This window comes from Ochrobactrum sp. Q0168, from assembly GCF_016427605.1.
Lineage (GTDB): Bacteria > Pseudomonadota > Alphaproteobacteria > Rhizobiales > Rhizobiaceae > Brucella.
This window is the reverse complement of record NZ_JAELXQ010000002.1, coordinates 521,217-542,525: the sequence shown is the minus strand read 5'-3', so window position 1 is coordinate 542,525 and position 21,309 is coordinate 521,217. Positions and strand designations below refer to the sequence as shown.

Genomic DNA, 21,309 nt, shown 5'->3' with positions numbered 1-21,309 from the left:
CAAAGCCGCGTGGCGCTCCGGTTCCCTCCGGAGCGCCTCCCTTTTTTAAGCTTCTTCATATTTTGCATTTTTCGCTTGAACTGTTTGCCGCTTGCGACCGGGCGTTGCGTAAAGCTGTGGTAACGTTAACACTCCTTTGACTGAATCCGTTCATATCTAGAGACTAATCTTTAGGTTGTTGCTTGGCCCCCCGGCCTCCCTATGATAATCCCTGAATCGTCCTGGGTGGGAAATGGAAACGGGACGCTGCCAGGCGACCGCATAGACAGGAACCGGACAGTAACGCGTATGACTCGGAGTAACAGGACGATACAGGGAAAAGGCATCGCCATGCTTTTGCTGGCTGCGCATTTTTCCTCGTTTACCGTGTCGCCTGCCTTGGCGTTCGAGCTTTTTGGCGTCCGTCTTTGGGGCGAAGACAAGAAAACCGATCCCGATATCATCGACCCGAAGACCTATGAGGTTGAAGTTACCACAACCGGTGATCGCAAAAATGCAGATGGCAGCGAAGCCGATCTGAAATCCGTCGTTGAAGGCGCATCCGGTTTGGTTTCCGACGCGGACAAGCCCGCATCCGGTTCTGCCGGTCTACTGGCCAAGGCGCGCGGCGATTATCGGCGTATTCTGGCCGCCCTTTATGGCGAAGGCCGTTATGGCGGCACGATCTCCATTCTGGTCGATGGCCGCGAAGCGAACGACATTCCGCCTGATGCCACAATTCCCAACAATGCGAAAGTGGCAATCTCGGTCGATCCCGGTCCGCAATTCCTGTTTTCGCGCACGGCCATTTCCAACATCGCCCCGCCTGCGACAGACAAGCGCGATGTCGTGCAATCGCCCGAAGATGCAGGTTTCGCACCCGGTCAGGTGGCGCGCTCGGGAACGATCATCAAGGCCGAGCGACTTGCCGTCGAGGCATGGCGTCAGCAGGGTTATGCCAAGGCGCGGGTGACGGGCGAAGAGGTCGTCGCCGACCATGACGGCAACACGGTTGCCGCCGATGTTGCGCTCGATCCGGGTCGCAAGGCGCATTACGGACCGGTCAGCGTGGTGGGCACGGCGCGCATGGACCCGCACTTCGTCGCCTGGATGACCGGCCTGACGCCTGATAAGGAATATGACCCCGACGATATCGAAAAGGCCAAGAAGCGTCTTGGCCGCATGGAAGTGTTCCGTGCGATGAGCTTCGAGGAAGCGGAAACCATCGAGCCGGATGGCAGCCTGCCGATGACGCTCAATGTGCAGGAACGCAAGCCGCGCCGGTTCGGCTTTGGTGCGGAATATTCGACCCTCGACGGTTTTGGCGTGACCGGCTACTGGATGCACCGCAACCTGTTCGGCAAGGGCGAAAACCTGCGCTTCGACGCCAAGGTCAGCGGGATCGGCGGTTCGCAGGATAATTCCTTCAATCCGCAGAACTATACCTATCTTCTCGGCGGTACGTTCAAGAAGCCCGGCGTCTACACGCCGGACACGGATTTCGTGCTCTCGCTCGACGCCAAGCGCGAGGTGCTGGACGCCTACACCGAAACTTCGGTCAACGCCAAGACGGGCTTCACGCAGATATTCAGCGACGAGCTGTCGGGCGCACTTTATGCCAAGGCAAGTCAGGGACACTTCAACGACGACGTGTTCGGCTCGCGGGATTTTACGACCGCCGGTCTTGAGGGCAACCTGCTTTACGACAGCCGCAACAACAAGCCGGACCCAAGTTCGGGCTTTTATCTGGAAGGCAACATCCAGCCCTTCTACGAATTCCATTACGGCAATTTCGCCACCCGCTTCACCGCCGAGGGCCGCACCTATTACGGTTTTGGCGCAAAGGATCGCGTCATTCTGGCTGGGCGTGTGAAAGTCGGCTCCATCGTGGGCGCTTCCATCGAAGATTTGCCGCCAAGCCAGCTGTTCCTTGCGGGCGGCGGTGGCTCGGTGCGCGGCTATGCCTATCGCAATATCGGCGTCGATGCCGGTGGCGGCAACATCGTGGGCGGGCGTTCGCTGCTGGAAGCTTCGGGCGAAGTGCGCACCCGCATTACCGATTCCATCGGTGCGGTCGCCTTTGTCGATGCGGGCTATGTCGGCGAAAAATCGTTCCCGGATTTCTCGGAACAAATGCGCGTTGGTGCGGGCGGCGGTCTGCGTTACCTGACCGGCCTTGGGCCGATCCGCCTCGACGTCGCCATACCGCTTAACCGTCGCTCAGGCGATCCGAGCTATGCATTCTACGTGGGCATAGGACAGGCGTTTTGACCAGATTTATCACCGTTTTCCTTTTCCTGATTCTCGCCGCAGTGGCCGCCGTGCTGGCCATACCGGGCGCATGGGTCACGCTTGTCGGCGTGGATAGGCAGACCACGGCATCGATTGTCGCGCCCGCGAAGTCGCAGGAACAGAGCGCGCCGCAGGCCGAAGCGTCGGAAAGCGACGAAGAGCAAAAATCCTATTTCCTGTCTTTCGTTGAAAATCAGCTCTCCGCGCCGAACCGCCGTATTTCGCTTTCGGGCATCAGTGGCGTTCTGTCGTCGGAAGCCTCCATCGGCTTGATCACCATTGCCGACCGCGAAGGTGTCTGGCTGCGCATCGAAAATGCTAAGCTGAACTGGAGCCGCACCGCATTGCTGCTCGGTCGTCTCAGCATCCAGTCGCTGAGCGCGGAGCGGATCGATATCGCCCGCAAGCCTTTGCCCGACAACAGCCTGCCATCGCCGGAAGCGTCGAGCTTCAGCCTGCCGGAACTGCCGATTTCGATCAATCTGGACCGGCTCGATGTGGCGCGGATGCATTTTGGACCAGGGATTTTCGGCCTCGAATCGGAAGTCTCCGCAACGGGTAGTCTTTCGCTGGCCGATGGTTCGTTGAACTCGTCCTTCGATATCAAGCGCCTTGACGGTCCCGGCGGCAGTTTTGTCCTGCGCGCGGCCTATGCCAATGCGGACCAGAAGGTCGATCTTGATCTGAAAGTTGCCGAACCGGCCAATGGCATCGTGGCCAACCTGCTCAATATCGATGGTCGCCCTCCTGTCGATCTGACCTTGACGGGTGCGGGCCCGCTTGATGATCTGAAGGTGGACCTCGCGCTCGACACCAATGGTAGCCGCACGCTGACCGGCGCCTTCACGCTCAACCGCCAGGGCGAAGCGCCCAATGGCGGTCGCGTTTTCGCGGCGCGCTTCCATGGGCCGATTGCCGTTCTGGTGCCGCCGGTATTCCGCGACTTCTTCGGTGCTGAAACCGTGCTTTCCGCCGATGGTTTCCTGAAAGATGCGGGCGGTTTCCGCCTCGACGATCTGGCGCTGACAAGCGCCGCGCTGAAGCTGAAGGCTGCTGCCGAAACCGGCAGTGACCGTTTTCTGAACAAGCTCAGCATCGACGCGTCGATTGCGGATGAGAGCAAGGGCCGCGTCCTGCTGCCGGTCAAGGGTGGCGAAACCTATATCGACAATGCGCGCTTCCAGGTTTCCTATGGTGACCGACCGACCAATGACTGGACGGGAAAGCTCGCCGTCAACGGCTTGAAGAACGCGACCATTTCCGCCTCCAGCGTCGCGCTGGATATGGGCGGTGTTGCTGAAAACCTCAACGATGCCCCAAACCGCCATATCACCTTCAAGGTGACTGGCGGCATGGATGGCATTTCCTCGCCGCGCGCAGAGCTGGCGCAGGCACTGGGCAGCAAGATCGCGCTTCTCATCGATGGCGGCTGGCGCGCCGGTTCTCCGGTGGAGCTTGCACGGGCCAATATTGAAGGCAACGGTCTCAGCCTCGATCTCAAGGGCAATATTGACGACTTCGTCTTCAATGGCGATATCGCCGCCAAGGTGGCAAGCCTTGCCCCATTCGGCGCTCTGGCGGACAAGGAACTGGCGGGCAGTATCGACGTCAAGGCCAAGGGCACGGTTCGTCCGATCAGCGGCGCGTTCTATCTCGATCTCGACGGCACGGCGCAGAACATGCGCACTGGCACCGAGGCGGTCGACAATATTCTGGATGGCGAAGTGCGGCTGGCCGGAGCGCTCGGTCGCAGCGCCGAAGGTTTTTCCGCCAGTGATTTCCGCATCGGCAATGCGCAGAGCGAAATCACGGCCAATGGCTCCTTCGCATCGGACAAGGCGAATTTCGATTTCGGCGTGATGCTGTCCGATATGAAACTGCTCTCTCCGCAGGCCTCCGGTCGCATGACGATCAAAGGCAGCGCGCGCGGCGACGACAAGCTGATCGCACTTGCGTTACGCGCCGACGCGCCGCAGGGCACGCTGGCAGGCCGCAAGCTTGCCAATGCCGGTCTTGATTTCAACGCCATGCTCGACGGCAATGCGAGCACGGGAACAACCTTGTCTGGCAAGCTTGCGGGCAATGCCTTCCTCAATGGCGAGCGCATCGAACTCGGTTCGCTGATCGACATCGTCAATGACGAGAAGCGCTTGACCAATCTCCTGTTCAACGCGGGCGGGGCGCATCTTTCCGGCAATGTCACGCAGACCCCGAAGGGCCTGCTCAACGGTGCGCTGAAACTCGACGCGCCGGATATCTCCACTGCCGCAGCGCTGTTCCTTGCGGAAGCAACCGGCGCGGCCAATGCCGATATCGCGCTGCAAGCCGATGGCGAACGCCAGAATGCCACCGTCTCCGCCGACGCCAAGGGCGTGAAGGTCAATGGCAATCATATTGCATCCGCTACTATCGCGCTGACCGCACAGGACCTGTTCGGCGTGCCCGTCGTGGATGGCAATGCTGCCGCGCGCGATATCATGGTCGGCACATTCGGCATCGACACGTTCGACGCCAAGGCCAACGCCACCGGCAACAAGACCGATTTCAGCGCCAATACCAAACTCAAGATCGGCACGGTGGCCAATGCCGCCGGTTCACTTGAGCCGAAAGATGGCGGCTTTGAGCTTGGCCTCACATCCGCCGATGTGAAGCAGGGCGCGCTGCGCGCCAATCTCGCCGCACCGGCGACGATCGTCATGAAGGGCAGCGAGATTTCCTTTGGCGATATCGTCATCGATACCGGCGCCAATGGCGGCGAAGGACAGGTCAAGGTCAGCGGCTCCATCGATGGCAAGCTTGATCTGTCGGTGGCGTTGTCCAATCTGCCGCTGGCGCTTGCCAACACCTTCAAGCCGGACCTTGGCCTCGGCGGCACTGTCAATGGCACGGCACGCCTGACCGGCTCTCGCGAAGCGCCCAATGTCGCCTTCGATGTGGCGGCGCGCGGCGTGACGGCGGCGGAACTCAAGAAGCAGGGCATCGCAGCGCTGAATGCCGATGCCAAGGGCACTTCAGCCAATGACCGGCTCAATATTGACGCCCGTGTGACCGGGGGCGCTGCAAGCGGCAATGGCATCGACGTCACAGCGAAAGGCGACGTGCCGCTCGGCAAGGGCAATCTTGGCGTCGACGTGACGCTCGCCAATCTGCCGCTGGGCATCCTGAACGGCGCTGTGAAGGGACAGGATCTCGCGGGCAATGTCACCGGCACGGCGCGCGTGACGGGCCCGCTGACCAATCCCGCCGCGACCTTCAATCTCAAGGGCTCCGGCCTTGCCGCCAAGCCGCTGCGCGACAATGGCCTTGCGCCGCTCAGCCTGCAGGCGGCGGGCAGCTATGCCGCCAAGACGGTCGATATTTCATCGCTGACGCTGGACGGTCCGCAGGGCCTCAATGTCACGGCAAGCGGCAAGGTGCCGTTCTCCGGTCAGGCGCTTGGCGTCAATGTCAACGGCAATGTCCCGCTGGTGCTGGCCAATCGCTTTCTCGCTGATCGCGGCGCGCAGGCCAGCGGCACGCTGACGCTGACCGCCAGCGTTTCCGGTGGTTTTGACCGTCCGCAATTGCGCGGCATGTTCTCCACCAGCGGTGCGACGTTCATCGATCCAGAAACCAATGTCCGTGTGAATAACATCAACATCATGGGCAGCATGGACGGCGAAACCATCACGCTGCGACAGGTCAATGGTGCATTTGGCGGTGGCGGCTCCGTGTCGGCGAGCGGCACGATCTCGACCAATGCGGCGGCGAATTTTCCGGCCAATATCAGCATCAAGCTGGACCGCGCGCGTTATGCCGATGGCAAGCTGGTCGTCGCAACGGTCAATGGCGGCATCACGATCACCGGACCGCTGGCGGGCGATATGCTGATCGGCGGCCGCATTGATGTGGATCGCGCCGAAATCTCGGTGCCTGAAAATCTTGGCGGCGGCGCAACCTATGTGCCGGTCGAGCATAAGAACACGCCGAAGAAGGTCGCGAAAACGCTGGAGCGTGCCAAGGTCGAAACCCGCAAAGGCAAGGCCAAATCGGTGGTGCGCGCCAATTCCGCCGGACCGCGTCTTGATGTCCTCGTCAATGCGCCGAACCAGATCTTCGTGCGTGGTCGCGGACTCGATACGGAACTGGGCGGGCGCGTTCGTCTCACTGGTCCGCTCAGCGATATCAAACCAGTCGGGTCCTTCGACATGATTCGGGGTCGCATCGGCATTCTTGGCCAGCGCATCACCTTCGATGAAGGCCATGTCACGCTGGTCGGCGATCTCAATCCGCAGCTCAATTTTGTGGCCCGTTCGGAGGGCAATGAAATCACCGCCATCGTGACGGTCACGGGCACGGTCGATAATCTCAATATCGTCTTCTCCTCGTCGCCCGAATTACCGCAGGATGAAGTGCTGGCGCAGCTGATCTTCAAGCGCTCCATCGGTGAATTGTCGGCCTTCCAGATCGCACAGCTTGCTGCTGCCGCAGCCGAACTTGCGGGCGGCTCCAACAATTCCCTCATGAACAAGCTGCGCGCCGGAACGGGGCTCGACGATCTCGATGTCGTGACCGACAGTAACGGACAGACCGCCGTGCGTGCTGGGCGCTATATCCGCGACAATATCTATCTGGGTGTGGAAGCGGGGTCTGGCGGCTCGACCAAGGGAACCGTCAATCTCGACATCACGCGAAACCTCAAGGCAAAGGGCTCGCTTGGTGCAGAGGGCGATTCCAGCGGCGGTATCTTCTATGAAAAAGACTACTGATCGTTTCTTTGATTGTGTAAGAAAGCCGGGCGTTTCGTCCGGCTTTCTCTTTTCAAGGCGCTGCACCTCCCGGTTGAATTTTCGCACATCGGGCTGCCTGGTTTAACTGTTCCTCAACCATAAGACTGCAAATTACGGTTAATAAGGAGCGGCATGACGCCAGCTCCTGCCATCTGTGTTCTGGGCGTTTTGCATGTCAAAGTCGAGTGATGATCTAAGCCGCCGCCGCTTTCTGCTTGGCACCGGGGCTGTCGTTCTGAGTGGTGCCGCAGGCTGCTCGCAGACGATGGACATGTCCGCCTTTCAGATGAATGTGGACTCGATGTCCACGGGCGGCATCACGCCGATGCGTCCGCAGATCAGTGTTGATCGCGCCATCACGACACCGGATGTCATGTATGCATCGGTGCAGGAAGGGCCTTATGCGCTGCCTGCCATTCCTTATGACAAAGTGCCGAAGCAGTTTCGCCGCCAGATCGTCCCGGATCCAACCGGTCAGGCGCCGGGCACCATCGTCGTCAGCCTCAAAGACCATTTCCTCTATTACGTGCTGCCGGGTGGCGAAGCGCTGCGCTATGGCGTGGGCATCGGCAAGGCGGGCTTTGAATGGCAGGGCCGTGCCAATGTGCAGTACAAGAAGCAGTGGCCACGCTGGACGCCGCCACCGGAAATGATCCAGCGCAAGCCGGAACTCGAAAAATACCGCAATGGTCAGGAGCCGGGCCCGCAGAACCCGCTTGGTGCCCGCGCGCTCTACATTTACCAAAATGGACGCGACACCGGCTATCGTATCCATGGCTCGCCGGAATGGTGGTCCATCGGCCAGTCCATGTCATCAGGCTGTATCCGCCTGATGAATCAGGACATTATCGACCTGTATAATCGCGTGCAGGGGCAGGCGCCGATTGTCGTCGGCTAATCGGACTGTCGATATTCAGGCTCTGACGGCCTGCAAATGGCGTTGTTCTGCGCTTCCGGTGCTCATGTACCCAAAAGTACACTCCGCTCCGGTTCTCGCACCCCACCATTTTCGGCTCGCCATAGCCGGAATCTCAACAGTCCTCACGGCGCTTTATTCGTAGCGAACCGATTTCGGCATCGCTTCCCCAAGTCTGACGAAGTGTCGGAACTCGGCGCGCAGGTTCTCGGCAGAAGCCACATGAACCTGCTTTTCTGGCGCAACGTCGTTTTGCGCGATCTGGGTGGATACGCCCGGCATGACAAATGCTGCTGCGGTCAGTACGAGGGCAGCGGCAATGCCGAGGCGTCGTTCGGTTCTGGCCTGCATTTTATCTCCTTGCGCTGCATCGCAGCGGCTTAAAATTTAGAATCGTCTTTGTTCGCAAAACGCGGGGATTTTCAGATCAGTGAAAAGTCGCGCGATGCGTGATGTTCAAAGCGGTGTCGATGGCGTGAATCGGTATTGGCAGCAAAGTCTGGCCGAAATCGGCCAAAGCTTCGGCAAAATTGCTGGCGGCGGCTGCCACATCGTCGCAGCGCCGCTTGCAGGCAATGGCCTCAAGGCATGTGTCGAGCAACAGCGCGTCCTGATTGTGCAGGCCGGAAATCAGCCCCAGCGTCAGGCATTCCTCGCGGCAGACATGATGCGAGTCGAACGGGAAAGCGCGCAACGGGCAGCTTGCACAATGACGCAGCACGCGGATGAAGTGCGAAAGCTCGCCGACGGCGCGCTTTGCCTCCGATGGTCCGAGCACTTCCGAATAGAGACCCCAGGTCATTTCCCATGGGATGATCGAGCCAGTCTCGAAACCCGCAGTCCAGCGACGATAGCCTTCCAGCACCAGCTTTTCCGGCAAGCGGTCGAAATAGCCTGCACTATTGGCGCCGTTCAGCTGCGATATACGCATATTCATGTGCGCCTCCCGAATGAAACATCAAAGGATGCAAGCGAGACAGGGGACTTGCCCTGTTTGCGCTGAACGGGACGTTCCGTTTCACTACGTATAGTGCAATATCCGGTCGGCAAGAGACTGAGCTGCCAGGGCAGGCCGTCAATATTTGCGGACCGGCATTCGCCGAGACCAACCATTGGGTCCTCCAATCGAAAGGGTTCAAGGCCCAGACATCAAAGGTGCGCAGGATTGCGCGGAGGGTATAAAAGCCGCAAATTGATCTGGAGTCAATTAGTCAACTTTTAAAAAACCGAGAGATTTCAAGAGTGTAGAATTATTCTAGACTGTAATAGTCATGTTTACAGTATTTGAATGATAACGCAACCGCTGCGGGGAGACAGCGGTTGCGGCAAACGGGCGCAATGCCGATGGAGGAGGGGAGAGAACGGCACCGCGCTCCGGGAATTAATGGCCGGAATGATCGGATGAATGGTCGCCCGTCTGGCCATTCTGGGCCGTGACGGGGAAGTTGATCTCAACCTTGCCAGCCTTTTCGAATTGGAGCGTAACCGGCACGGTTTCGCCTTCCGTGTAGGGCTTCTCCGGCTGGATGAACATGAGGTGATAACCGCCGGATTTCAGCTCGACGGTTCCGCCTGCAGGCAGGTCGAGACCGCCATCGAGCTTGCGCATCTTCATCACATTGTTTTCCATGCTCATTTCATGGACTTCCACGCGCTTTACGCCTGTTGTGCTGACGGAGATGAGCTTGTCGGCGTCCTTGCCGCCATTTTCGATTGTCAGAAAGCCGCCTGCCACCTTGGCGCCGGGAACCATGGCGCGAACCGAAGGCGACGTGATCGTAAGGTCGCCGAGTTTGACTGGCTCGGCTGCATGGCCGCCATGTGCGCCACCGTGGCCTGCGTGCCCATCATGGCCCGCATGCTCGTCAGCGCCGGTCGCGGCCAGCACGAGAAGCTGCGGCGCCGGGTGTTCGAGTTCGTGCGGGTTCTGTCCCTCTTTGGCTATCTCTGTCCAGGCGACGGAAGCATCGCCGCCGCAGACCTGTGTCACCGGGAAGGATAGCGTGGTGTCCTTGTCGAATTTGGCCAGCTGGCCGACGACGGTGAACTCGTCATAGAACTCGCTTGGCAGATTGCCCTCGGTGAAGCGCACTTCCTTCACACCGGAAGTGACTTCCTTGCCATGCACCTTGTAGCTCTTGGCATAATCACCCTTGGCGGTTTCTATTTTCCAGCCAGCCTTGGCCTGCGGCTGCGCGGCGACAAAGCCTTCTGGAAGCTCCACTTTTACTTCGGTTGTGGCCTTGCCGTCGCAGCCATGCGGAATGCGGAACGTGGCCTTGTAGAAGCTGCCAGCCTTGGCTTCGCTCTGGTCGAGCGACGAATGGGCATTGGCCATGCCGGCGGAAAGGCAAAGGGCTGTCAGCGAAATTGCGGACGCAAAAAGACGATGATTTTTCATGTTGAATTACCTGAATAGTCGTAAGGGAAACGCGCCAGGCTTTTGTCAGGCGCATTCGTTCAAACGGGACGTGTTCAGGCGAGAGGGGGCGCTTGCGGCGGTGCCGAAGGCGGATAGACCGCGCGGCGCAAAACCGGCTGTGGCGGCACGACGCCATCGGCCATGGCGATATGCGGCGCGGGACCGGTCGAACTGTCCGGCGTCGGGCAGAGGAAACCGGAGGCAATACGGCAGGCCTCGCAGCTCTCGCTGCTCAGATGCTTGTCGTGCCCGTGGTGATCCTGATTTTCACCCTGATCGCTGATGCAGATGACAGGATAGGTTCCATCAGGCAGCTGGTATTGCGCGAGCTGGTAGCTGTCGAGACGATTGAGGTCGACCGGCTTATGCGCGAAGGCCACGAGCATCAAAGCCAATACGCTCAACAGGCGTATTGCAAGACTGCTCCGAAACTGGCGCGCGTTGAGCTTCAACCGGGGCCTCTCATTGTTCTGCGGAGCCTATCTAGTCGAAGCCATACATGTTTGCCAAGCGCCAAACAGAACCGGCGCGAATTGGTCGCGCCGGTTCGTCTTGTGGGCGGTCGGGGGAGAATGCTCTCTGTCTTGCTAGATCGTCCGCTTTTTCATCTGCTCTGCGATGTAATCCGCCTGACGGATGGCAAGCGCCACGATGGTCAGGGTCGGATTTTCCGCGCCGCCGGTTGTGAACTGGCTGCCATCAGAAACGAACAGGTTCTTGATGTCATGCGTCTGCCCGTGCTTGTTGACCACGCCATCCTGCGGCTTTTCGCTCATGCGATTTGTGCCGAGATTATGGGTGGAAGGGTAGGGCGGTGTCGGGAAGGTGCGAACCGCCCCCACCGCTTCATAAAGCGCCTTGCCCTGCGCATAGGCATGGGTCCGCATCGCCACATCGTTGGGATGATCGCTATAATGAACATCCGGCACCGGCAGGCCATGCTCATCCTTCACATCCTTGCTGAGCGTGATGCGATTGTCCGCCTGCGGCATGTCCTCGCCGACGATCCACAGACCCGCCATGTTGACATAATCATCCAGTGCCGAGGTGAAGCTGCGGCCCCAGCCGCCCGGATTGAGGAATGCTGCCATGAAGGGAAGCCCGAGCGAAATGGTCTCCATTTCATAACCGCCGACAAAGCCGCGCTTCGGATCGTGGATCGCTTCGTCACGGATGATGCCGGCCATGGTCGTGCCGCGATACATGTGAACCGGCTTTTCGAACGAGGCATAAACCGAGCCTGTGGTGTGACGCATGTAATTGCGCCCCACCTGTCCCGATGAATTGGCAAGCCCGTCCGGAAACTTAGACGAGGCGGAGTTCAGCAGCAGGCGCGGGCTTTCGATCGAATTGCCCGCAACGCAGACAACGCGCGCTTTTTGCAGATGCTGCTTGCCGTCCTTGTCGGCATAGAGCACGCCCGTCACCTTGCCAGCCGCATTGTGCTCGATCTTGAGCGCCGTGCATTCGGGACGAACTTCCAGCTTGCCGGTCTCTTCGCCTTTAGGAATTTCGGTATAGAGCGTCGACCATTTCGCGCCCCATTTGCAGCCCTGGAAGCAGAAACCGGTCTGCTGGCAGCCCATGCGATCATCGCGCGGCGCGGAATTGATGGCCATGCGGCCGGTATGGCATTCCTTGTAGCCGAGCTTGTCGGCACCGGCCTTCAGCACCTTGAAATTGTTGTTGCCGGGCAGGCCTTCAATGCCGTTGGTGCGCGTCACGCCCATCTTGTCCTCGGCCTTGGTATAATAAGGCTCCAGATCGGCAAGGGTGATCGGCCAGTCGAGCAGGTTTGCGCCTTCCAGCTTGCCGTAATTGGTCAGCGTGTGGAATTCGTGTTCCTGAAAACGCAACGATGCGCCAGCCCAGTGCGTGGTGGTGCCGCCGACCGCCTTGACGATCCATGCGGGCAGATTCGGGAAATCCTTCGCGACCCGCCAGTCGCCTGATGTGGTGCGCTTGTCCAGCCAGGCGAGCTGCGCAAAACTGTCCCATTCATCATTGATGAAGTCTTCAAATTCGTGGCGCTTTCCGGCTTCCAGAATAACGACGTCGATGCCTTTCTGCGCCAGCTCGTTGCCGAGCGTGCCACCGCCAGCGCCCGAGCCGATGATGACGACGACCTTGTCGTCCTTGAGATCATATGGAGCAGCCATGGTTTCCTCCCAATGCTTCGCCGTTTCCGCAAAGCGTGGGGCGCTTGCCGGACGGTGATGCCGCTTTGAAATTGGTGTGTTCGGGCGCCGGGGCGCTTACAGCCATTCGATATCGTCGAAGCCGCGCTGAATGTAACCACCCTTGGAATAGGCTTCGCCTTCGTAGCCGAAGAGCGGCCAGATATCCTTCTGGTTATAAAGGCCGGTCACAAGTCCGCTGCGCACTTTCTGGAAGAAGGGGCTTTGTTCGATATCGCGCAGGATCGCCACGCGATCTTCCTCCCAGCCAAGACCCAGATATCCACCGGCTCCGGCCCGCTTGTTCAGATCGGCAACGCCGTCCTCGATCAGCTTTTTCAGCGTTTCATCCTTGGCGGAATCCGCGTCATAGGGTTTGACGGCAATGGCGTAAAACCGGTCTGGCAGCCTGTCATGCGGGTAGATATCGCGTGCGAGCTGGATCAGCGTCGCCATGGTTTCGGGCTTGAGCGTCGTCGTTTCAAGCGCCCATGCGAATTGCGGGCAGATAACGGCATTGCCGCTGATGACCAGCATGGCCCCAAGGCTCAGGCCCGCGCCGCGCTTCAAGAGGTCACGGCGGGAGAGCTTCTTTTTTTCATGGGTGGAAAGACCGTCGAAAACGGTTGTCATTCGGTTCTCCTCCTTTGCTTGCCCATCCGGAATGAATGGACTGGCTGCGCACACCCGGCGAATTTTCGTCACCGGGAACGCTGACGTCTGTCGTGGCCGCTCCTCTCGGCCATGACAGACGATATGGTGCGGCGCGGCTTACTGGTAACGACCGCCGCGCTGCAGAACTTCGATCTTGTAGCCATCCGGGTCTTCCGCGAAGAAGAAACGGGCAAGCTGCACGCCGTTGTTCTTGAAATCGACGAGCTTGCCGACCTTGAAGCCAAGCGCGGCGAAGCGCGCATGTTCGGCGTCGACATCGTCCACGACAACAGCGAGATGACCGTATCCGTCGCCCAGATTGTAGGGGGCAGTGCGGCCCTTGTTGACGGTCAGCTCGACTTCGAAGTCGGCTTCTGCATTGCGCAGATAAATCAGCGTGAAGGTTTCGAAATCGATGCGCTCGGCAATATCGAGGCCAAAGGCCTGCTTGTAGAAGGAAACGGATTTTTCCTCGTCGAGAACGCGGATCATCGAATGAATGGCTTTAGCCACAAGTGACTCCTGTTTCTTGCATGTCATTTTTGGCAGCGCTTCATGAAAAGCGGCTTGCGATTGTCTCACTGGTTGTCGATTATGAAAGAAAAAACGACGGCGTGGTGGCAATCGGCTACCACAGCGCAGTTCGTGCTCTCAAGGAGGAAGGAACCCATGTGCAAGGTTTTCGCCGAGCAGGACCCGGAAGGCTACCGGCAGATCAATCGCTCTGTGCGCATTGGCGGGCATTCCACCAGCATTCAGCTGGAGGCGACCTTCTGGCGCCTGCTGGATGAGATCGCCGCCAGCCAGAATCTGACCACACCGCGCTTCATCTCGACGCTCTATGATGAAGCGCTGGAAGCCAATGGCGCGATCCCTAATTTCGCCTCCATGCTGCGCACCACCTGCGCGCTTTATCTCATGGGACATCGCCCGGAATCTGCCGTCTGCGAGGAAGCGGCCTGAATGAGGTATTGGCCTCTTGGTGAAATGAGAATAGGGGAGTAGGGGAATAGGGCAGTAGGGCAGTAGGGCAATATGTTCTATACATACTTACTCCCCTATTGCCTTACTGCCTTCACTAAAGGAATCGAAATGGCAAGCGTAACGCGCGAACAGGTTCTGGAACGGCTGAAGACCGTGACGGGACCGGACTTCGAAAGCGATGTGGTGTCGCTCGGACTGGTATCGGATATCTTTATTGCCGACGGCAAGGTCTTCTTCTCCATCACGGTTCCGGCGGAACGCGCAGACGGGCTGGAACCCATGCGGGTTGCAGCGGAAAAGGCCGTGAAGGAAATTCCCGACGTTTCCGGCGCGCTGGTCACGCTGACGGCGGAAAAGCGAGGCGGTCGCACCAGCGACGACGCGCCGCCGCCGCCAAAGCCGCAACCGCGCCCCGCCGCCGCACCCGCGCAGCATCGTCATCCGCCACAGCCACAACGCCCGGCGCAAAAGCCCGGCATTCCGGGCGTCGGCGCGATCATCGCCGTCGCATCCGGCAAGGGCGGCGTGGGCAAGTCTACCACGGCGGTCAATCTGGCGCTCGGCTTGCAGGCCAATGGCCTGAAGGTCGGCATTCTCGATGCCGATATTTACGGGCCCTCGATGCCGCGTCTTCTGGGCCTTTCCGGTCGCCCGGAAACGATCGAAGGCCGCATCCTGAAGCCGATGGAAAATTACGGCCTCAAGGTCATGTCCATGGGCTTCATGGTCGATGAGGAAACGCCGATGATCTGGCGCGGGCCGATGGTCATGTCGGCGCTGACGCAGATGCTGCGCGAAGTGGCGTGGGGCGAGCTTGATGTTCTGGTCGTCGACATGCCTCCGGGCACCGGTGATGCGCAATTGACGATGGCGCAACAGGTGCCGCTGGCTGGTGCGGTTGTCGTCTCGACGCCACAGGATCTTGCGCTGATCGACGCGCGCAAGGGTCTGTCCATGTTCCGCAAGGTGGATGTGCCGCTCTTGGGCATCGTCGAGAATATGAGCTATTTCATCGCGCCGGATACCGGCAAGCGCTACGACATTTTCGGTCACGGCGGCGCGCGCAAGGAGGCCGAACGCCTCAATGTGCCGTTCCTCGGCGAAGTGCCGCTCCATATGGATATCCGCGCCCATTCGGATAATGGCACACCGGTCACAGTGGTAGAGCCGGATAGCGAACACGCGAAAATCTACCGCGATATCGCGGCCAAGGTTTGGGAAAACATGAAGGGCGGCAACGGGGCCGGTCGGCCAGCTCCGGCGATTGTTTTTGAGTAAGGGAATAAGGCAGTAGGGCAGTAAGGCAGTATGTTTTGGTTGCGGACGATAGATACGACCGTAACCTCCTACTGCCCTACTGCCCTACTGCCCTACTGCCCTACTGCCCTACTGCCCTACTGCCCTACTGCCCTACTGCCCTACTGCCCTATCAAGTAACCACCGTCGGCGCATCGCGTCCGCTGCGCTTCTTGACTTCCGCGATCTGTTCAGCAGCGTCGATCAGCGCGGCGAGCGTTTCCTGCGTGTCGAGATTGTGCTTGGCGGTGTCCGCTTCATAGCGTTCGATATAGATGCGGATGGTTGCGCCCGATGTGCCCGTGCCGGACAGGCGAAGCACGACGCGCCCGCCCTCAGGGAAATAGATGCGGATGCCCTGATGCTCGCTGACCGAATGGTCGACCGGGTCATGATAGGCGAAGTCGTCGGCTTTCTCGATCTTCAGACCGTTGACCGTGGTGCCCGGCAGGCTCGGCAGCTTGGCGCGCAGATCGGCCACCAGCGTCTTCGCGATATCCGAATCGACCGCCTCATAGTCGTGGCGGGTGTAATAATTGCGCCCGAAGCGCGCCCAATGTTCCTCGACAATGGCCTTCACGCTTTCCTTGCGCACAGCGAGGATATTCAGCCAGAGCAGCACGGCCCAAAGACCGTCCTTCTCGCGCACATGGTCGGAACCGGTGCCGGAACTTTCTTCGCCGCAGATCGTGACCTTGCCATTGTCCAGCAGATTGCCGAAGAACTTCCAGCCGGTCGGCGTTTCATAGATACCGATGCCGAGCTTTTCCGCCACGCGGTCGGCGGCGGCGCTGGTGGGCATGGAGCGCGCGATGCCCTTGATGCCGCCCTTATAGCCGGGCGCCAGATGCGCATTGGCGGCGAGCACGGCAAGCGAATCAGAAGGGGTGACGAAAATACCGCGCCCGATAATGAGATTGCGGTCGCCATCGCCGTCAGAGGCCGCGCCGAAATCCGGCGCGTTGTCGGACATCAGCAGATCATAGAGGTCTTTTGCGTAGACAAGGTTCGGATCGGGGTGATGACCGCCGAAATCCGGCAGCGGAACGAAATTAACGACGCTGCCATCCGGCGCGCCGAGGCGGCGTTCGAAGATTTCCTTGGCATAGGGGCCGGTCACGGCATGCATGGCGTCGAATTTGAGCGTAAAGCCGCCTTTGATCATGGCGCGGATGGCGTCAAAGTCGAACAGGCTTTCCATCAACTCGGCATAGTCCGCGACAGGATCGAAAATGACGATCTCGGTGTCGGCGATCCGTGTGCTGCCGAGCCTGTCGATATCGATATCGGCCACATCGGCGATTTTATACTGGTCGATCACCTTGGACCGGGCGAAGATCGCATCGGTGATCTTTTCGGGTGCCGGGCCGCCATTGCCGATATTGTACTTGATGCCGAAATCTTCCTTCGGCCCGCCGGGATTGTGGCTGGCCGAAAGCACCATGCCGCCAAATGCCTTGTATTTGCGGATCATGTTGGATGCGGCTGGCGTGGAAAGAATGCCGCCCTGGCCGACCATGATGCGCCCGAAGCCGTTGGCTGCTGCGATCTTGATGAGCTTCTGGATCACTTCGCGATTATAGAAGCGTCCGTCGCCGCCCACCACAAGCGTCTTGCCTTCAAACCCTTCCAGCACATCGAAAACCGACTGGATGAAGTTTTCGGCATAATTGGGCTGCTGGAATACAGGAACCTTTTTGCGCAGGCCTGACGTGCCCGGTTGCTGATCCTGAAAAGGCGTGGTCGCGATCGTCTTGACGGTCATATTTTTCCTGTTCGGTCCAATGGTTTCAAGCGGTTAACTTGTCGGCTTTCGTGCCCTTTGCAAGAGAAGATAGATCAAACTTATTGTTTGAAAATAACAAAGCGTGTGTTTGTGCCGCGATGTGCTACAAATTTATCTGATGACCGATATGAACCACCACAATCATGACGCCCGCGACGTCATGCGCCTGAAGCGCGACGACGCCACTGGGCTTGAAGCTGTTGCTGCACGTTTCCACAGCCATGCCTATGATATGCATTTTCACGACGAATGGCTTGTCGGCGTGACCCATGCAGGCGTGCAGGATTTTTTCTGTCGCGGCAAGCGGCGGCAGAGCACGCCGGGCCGGGTGATTCTCATCGAACCGGGCGAACGCCACGACGGGCAGGCGATTGAGGCCGATGGCTTCACCTATAACATGCTCTATATGCCGCAATCGCTGATCCGCAATGCAATGGGCGACAATGATGCGCATATTGGTTTTCGCGAAACGCTGGCCGATGACCAGCAGCTGTTTCAAGCCATAGCGCGTGCCTGCGAAGCGATCCTTCTGCAAGCGCCGCAGCTGATGGTCGAGGATTATCGCGATCAGGTTACAAAACATCTTTCGCGGCATCTCGGACAGGAGAAGGCGGAGCCGGCTGCGATGCCGCATCCCGTTGCAGCCCGTGCGATGGACTATCTGCGCGCAAACTTTGATGAGGAATTCGGTCTGGATGAGCTGGCAAAAGCGGCAGGCGCTGCGGACCGGTTTCAGCTTTCACGCGGGTTTCGGCGCGAGTTCGGCACATCACCCCATGCCTTTCTGGTACAGTTGCGGCTTGCCGAGGCGCGCAGTCTGTTGCGGGAAAAGACGCCACCGGCAGAAGCCGCGGCATTGAGCGGCTTTGCCGACCAGAGCCATATGGGCCGCTGGTTCAGGCGGGCCTATGGCATGACACCGGCAGCTTATCGCCGGGGGCGCACAAACGTTCCAGAAATCGTAGCCGCAAAGAGATAGGTCCTTTCTCGAAAAGAGGAAGACCCCATGATTTTCGATACCAAAGTAGCCATTCTTGTCCTGAACGATCTGCCGGTCTGGCAGAAGTTGAACGTCACTGCCTTCATCGCAACCGGCATATCCGGCGCCGTGCCCTATGCGATGGGCACGCCTTATGAGGATGCGGCGGGTCGCCGCCATGCGCCGCTTCTGGGGCAGCCGATGCTGATTTTCGCCGCGACGCCGGAAATCCTGCAACGGGCATGGCAGCAGTCGATCCAGCGCGATCTGGTGCGCGCGCCCTATGTCCGGGCGATGTTCGAAACCGGCCATGACGAGGCCAATCGCGCCGTGTTCAAGACAGAACCGGCAGATGCGCCCGATCTGGTCGGACTGGCGCTTTATGGCCCGAAGAAGGATATCGACAAGGCCATCAAGGGCGCTAGCCTGCATCCTTGAACAGCACGCTCTGGTCGAACAGATAGCGGTTGGAAAGCGGCAGGCTTGCCGCACCCATGGCCTTGGCGTGGACGCCCACCTTGCCCTCGATGATCTCCGGCGCGCTGAGACCTTGCAGATCGAGACGGGAAAGTTCGGCCCGCGTTGCTTCGACAATGCGATGGCGAACGCCCTCCGGCAGCCATCCATCGATGATGGCTGCCGGAAAATCGATGATCGACGCTGCTGCCACCGCCGCATGGGCAAGCCCGCGTGCCGCGAGTGCAATCCAGGCATCCAGCGGTTCGCCGAAATTGTGCCAGCTTTCGGGCGACAGCCAGAGATCGTCGGACGAAATATTCTGCTCCTGCAGCAACCGCTCCAGCACGAAAAGCGAGGCGGTATCGATCAGCTGCAATGTCGCGCGTCCGTCTTCGGCGCTGCGCATGCGCATCGGCATGGAACCGAGCGCACCGGCATTGCCCGTGCGGCCCGGATAAAGCGTGTTGTTCAGCACCACGCCGCCGCCAATGAACGAGCCGATGAAGAAATAGACGAAATCGGTGAATTCCGGCCCGCGCCCGAAGGTCAGTTCCGCGCCGCAGGCCGCCGTGCCGTCATTCTGGAGAAACACCGGAAACGGAAACACCGCGCCGAAATCGTTGACGAGATCGGCATCCAGCCACGCATTCATGTCGGCGGCAGGGGCCCCCACTTCCTCGACCCAGTTCCAGAGTTCGAACGGCAGCGCGATGCCGAGACCGGCAATGCGCTCGCGTTTGTCGGGATCGAGTGCGGCGGTGAATGCGGCGATGCTGTCAAAGGCGAAGCGACGAATAGCGTCGGGCACCGGCCAGCGATAGGTGATGTGCCTGCGTTCGCGGATCGCGCCCAGAAAATCCATCAGGATGATTTCCGCGCTGCGCCGCCCGATCTTGAGGCCGAAGGAGAAAACGCCGTCCGCTGCAAGCCGCATCGGCATGGAAGGCTGGCCGACGCGCCCGCGCACGCGCTCGCCTTGCGTGATCAGCCCGTCCTTTTCCAGAGCGCGAATGATGACGGAAACCGTCTGCGCCGAAAGCCCGGTCAGGCGCGCAATATCGGCCCGGGCCAATGCGCCATGCCTGCGTACGAGCGCCAGAACCAGCCGCTCATTATAGGCGCGCACGCCGATCTGATTGGAACCGCGATTGATGTTCGCGCCCGGTTCGGCAAATTTCTGCATGGCAGGGCCGGGCGAGCCTGCCGGTCCGTCCCTCGGCTCGGGAACGTCCTGTTCCGGATGATGCCTGACCATTTTCTCTCCCAGATCCCGCATATGGCACGGCGAGGTTCCTAACCCATTCATCGCAGGAGAAAAAGCCTCATTCTGTGGGATATGAAATAAAAACAAAAGCTTAAGTAGTGCGATGCGCGCTTTTTCAGCGTGGTGTCGCGTCTCCCTCGGCTCTCTCCTCCGACACCGAGAGTGACACAGCACATTAATAAATCAAGTGGATTTATTAATTGACTCTGTTTCGAAGCCGTGTTTTGCTTCAACCATGCCGGGGGAAGAGGACCGGTTTCACTCTGGGAGGAGTTCATGAAGAAGACTGTTCTGTCGGCGGCCTTTGCTGCCTTCACGCTTGGTGTTGCAGCACTGCCTGCACATGCCGCCGATGTTGGCGCGTGCCTGATTACCAAGACCGACACCAATCCCTTTTTCGTCAAGATGAAGGAAGGCGCGGTCGCCAAGGCCAAGGAGATCGGCGTTAATCTCAAGACCTATGCGGGCAAGATCGACGGCGATTCCGAAAGCCAGGTAGCCGCTGTCGAAACTTGCATCGCCGATGGCGCCAAGGGCATTCTCATCACCGCTTCCGATACCAAGGGCATCGTGCCGACGCTGCAAAAGGCGCGTGACGCTGGTCTTCTGATCATCGCGCTCGATACGCCGCTGGAACCGGCGGATGCGGCAGACGCGACTTTCGCCACGGATAATTTCCTGGCCGGTGAACTGGTCGGCAAATGGGCTGCGGCAGCGCTAGGCGACAAGGCCAAGGATGCGCGCGTCGCCTTCCTCAACCTGACTGCATCGCAGCCAAGCGTCGACGTTCTGCGCGATCAGGGCTTCGATGTCGGCTTCGGCATCGACCCGAAGGACAAGAGCAAGCTTGGCGATGAGGACGATCCGCGCATTGCCGGTCGCGATCTGACCGACGGTAATGAAGAAGGCGGTCGGCGCGCCATGGAAAACCTTCTCCAGAAAGATCCGAACATTAATGTCGTGCACACGATCAACGAGCCTGCCGCTGCTGGCGCCTATGAAGCGCTGAAGGCAGTGGGGCGTGAGAAGGATGTTCTGATCGTTTCCATCGATGGCGGCTGCCCCGGCGTGAAGAATGTTGCGGCTGGCGTGATCGGCGCAACCTCGCAGCAATATCCGTTGCAGATGGCGTCGCTTGGCATCGAGGCGATCAAGAAATTTGCCGATACTGGCGAAAAGCCGAAGCCGACCGAAGGCAAAACCTTCGTCGATACGGGCGTGACGCTGGTGACCGACAAGCCGGTTGATGGCGTGCCGTCCATCGATACCAAGACGGCGCTCGGCAAGTGCTGGGGGTGACAGGCTCTTTGGGTTCTGGTTCGGCAGATCGCA

The 21,309-nt window shown here is 59.4% G+C and carries 17 protein-coding genes; 8 read left to right on the top strand and 9 right to left on the bottom strand.

Going from position 1 to position 21,309, the window contains the following annotated elements; genetic code table 11:
* Positions 1-330 precede the first annotated feature (330 nt).
* The 3 genes from JAU75_RS06810 to JAU75_RS06800 all read left to right on the top strand — a co-directional run bounded on the left by JAU75_RS06810 (position 331) and on the right by JAU75_RS06800 (position 7,938).
* Positions 331-2,250, top strand: coding sequence for an autotransporter assembly complex family protein (locus JAU75_RS06810; RefSeq protein ID WP_199056023.1), 1,920 nt, complete (start codon positions 331-333; stop codon positions 2,248-2,250).
* A complete protein-coding gene (locus tag JAU75_RS06805; protein WP_371836118.1) occupies positions 2,247-7,019 on the top strand; it encodes a translocation/assembly module TamB domain-containing protein in 4,773 nt (1,590 codons plus the stop codon). Before JAU75_RS06810 ends, JAU75_RS06805 begins: the two co-directional genes overlap by 4 nt.
* Positions 7,020-7,212: 193 nt before the next feature.
* Positions 7,213-7,938, top strand: coding sequence for a L,D-transpeptidase (locus JAU75_RS06800; RefSeq protein WP_199055709.1), 726 nt, complete (start codon positions 7,213-7,215; stop codon positions 7,936-7,938).
* 153 nt (positions 7,939-8,091) lie between these two features.
* Here the strand turns inward: JAU75_RS06800 and JAU75_RS06795 are convergent, their stop codons facing one another.
* From JAU75_RS06795 to JAU75_RS06765, 7 genes are all read right to left on the bottom strand, one after another.
* Entirely contained in the window at positions 8,092-8,307 is a 216-nt protein-coding gene (locus JAU75_RS06795) for a hypothetical protein (RefSeq protein ID WP_199055707.1), read from the bottom strand.
* A 76-nt stretch (positions 8,308-8,383) separates the two neighbouring features.
* Positions 8,384-8,893 carry a hypothetical protein gene (locus tag JAU75_RS06790; protein WP_199055705.1) on the bottom strand — a complete coding sequence of 170 codons (510 nt, stop codon included), beginning with the start codon at positions 8,891-8,893 and terminating at the stop codon, positions 8,384-8,386.
* Between the two features lie 444 nt (positions 8,894-9,337).
* Positions 9,338-10,357 carry a DUF1775 domain-containing protein gene (locus JAU75_RS06785; RefSeq protein ID WP_199055704.1) on the bottom strand — a complete coding sequence of 340 codons (1,020 nt, stop codon included), beginning with the start codon at positions 10,355-10,357 and terminating at the stop codon, positions 9,338-9,340.
* A gap of 74 nt (positions 10,358-10,431) precedes the next feature.
* A complete protein-coding gene (locus tag JAU75_RS06780) occupies positions 10,432-10,830 on the bottom strand; it encodes a hypothetical protein (RefSeq protein WP_199055703.1) in 399 nt (132 codons plus the stop codon).
* Between the two features lie 135 nt (positions 10,831-10,965).
* Complete coding sequence (locus JAU75_RS06775; RefSeq protein WP_199055702.1) at positions 10,966-12,537, bottom strand: GMC family oxidoreductase; 1,572 nt, start codon at positions 12,535-12,537, stop codon at positions 10,966-10,968.
* Positions 12,538-12,633: 96 nt separating this feature from the next.
* Positions 12,634-13,188 carry a gluconate 2-dehydrogenase subunit 3 family protein gene (locus tag JAU75_RS06770; protein WP_199055701.1) on the bottom strand — a complete coding sequence of 185 codons (555 nt, stop codon included), beginning with the start codon at positions 13,186-13,188 and terminating at the stop codon, positions 12,634-12,636.
* A 138-nt stretch (positions 13,189-13,326) separates the two neighbouring features.
* Positions 13,327-13,722, bottom strand: coding sequence for a VOC family protein (locus tag JAU75_RS06765; RefSeq protein WP_199055700.1), 396 nt, complete (start codon positions 13,720-13,722; stop codon positions 13,327-13,329).
* A gap of 156 nt (positions 13,723-13,878) precedes the next feature.
* Here JAU75_RS06765 and JAU75_RS06760 point away from each other — a divergent pair, with 156 nt between their 5' ends.
* Both JAU75_RS06760 and apbC read left to right on the top strand, forming a co-directional pair.
* Entirely contained in the window at positions 13,879-14,172 is a 294-nt protein-coding gene (locus JAU75_RS06760; RefSeq protein WP_182519106.1) for a ribbon-helix-helix domain-containing protein, read from the top strand.
* A gap of 129 nt (positions 14,173-14,301) precedes the next feature.
* The gene (gene apbC, locus JAU75_RS06755) at positions 14,302-15,471 is read left to right on the top strand and encodes an iron-sulfur cluster carrier protein ApbC (RefSeq protein WP_199055699.1); all 1,170 of its coding nucleotides are present in this window, start codon (positions 14,302-14,304) and stop codon (positions 15,469-15,471) included.
* Between the two features lie 151 nt (positions 15,472-15,622).
* Here the strand turns inward: apbC and JAU75_RS06750 are convergent, their stop codons facing one another.
* On the bottom strand, positions 15,623-17,254 hold the full coding sequence (locus tag JAU75_RS06750; RefSeq protein ID WP_199055698.1) for an alpha-D-glucose phosphate-specific phosphoglucomutase: 1,632 nt from the start codon (positions 17,252-17,254) through the stop codon (positions 15,623-15,625).
* Positions 17,255-17,393: 139 nt separating this feature from the next.
* On the opposite strand from JAU75_RS06750, the gene JAU75_RS06745 reads away from it, so the two are divergent.
* Complete coding sequence (locus JAU75_RS06745) at positions 17,394-18,254, top strand: AraC family transcriptional regulator (protein ID WP_199055696.1); 861 nt, start codon at positions 17,394-17,396, stop codon at positions 18,252-18,254.
* Positions 18,255-18,281: 27 nt separating this feature from the next.
* A complete protein-coding gene (locus tag JAU75_RS06740; RefSeq protein WP_199055694.1) occupies positions 18,282-18,692 on the top strand; it encodes a DUF2000 domain-containing protein in 411 nt (136 codons plus the stop codon).
* On the opposite strand, the gene JAU75_RS06735 is transcribed toward JAU75_RS06740, so the two are convergent.
* On the bottom strand, positions 18,676-19,968 hold the full coding sequence (locus tag JAU75_RS06735; RefSeq protein ID WP_199055692.1) for an ROK family transcriptional regulator: 1,293 nt from the start codon (positions 19,966-19,968) through the stop codon (positions 18,676-18,678). The genes JAU75_RS06740 and JAU75_RS06735 overlap by 17 nt on opposite strands.
* Positions 19,969-20,253: 285 nt before the next feature.
* Between JAU75_RS06735 and JAU75_RS06730 the strand changes: the two genes are divergently transcribed.
* Positions 20,254-21,276, top strand: coding sequence for a sugar ABC transporter substrate-binding protein (locus JAU75_RS06730; protein ID WP_199055690.1), 1,023 nt, complete (start codon positions 20,254-20,256; stop codon positions 21,274-21,276).
* Positions 21,277-21,309 lie beyond the last annotated feature (33 nt).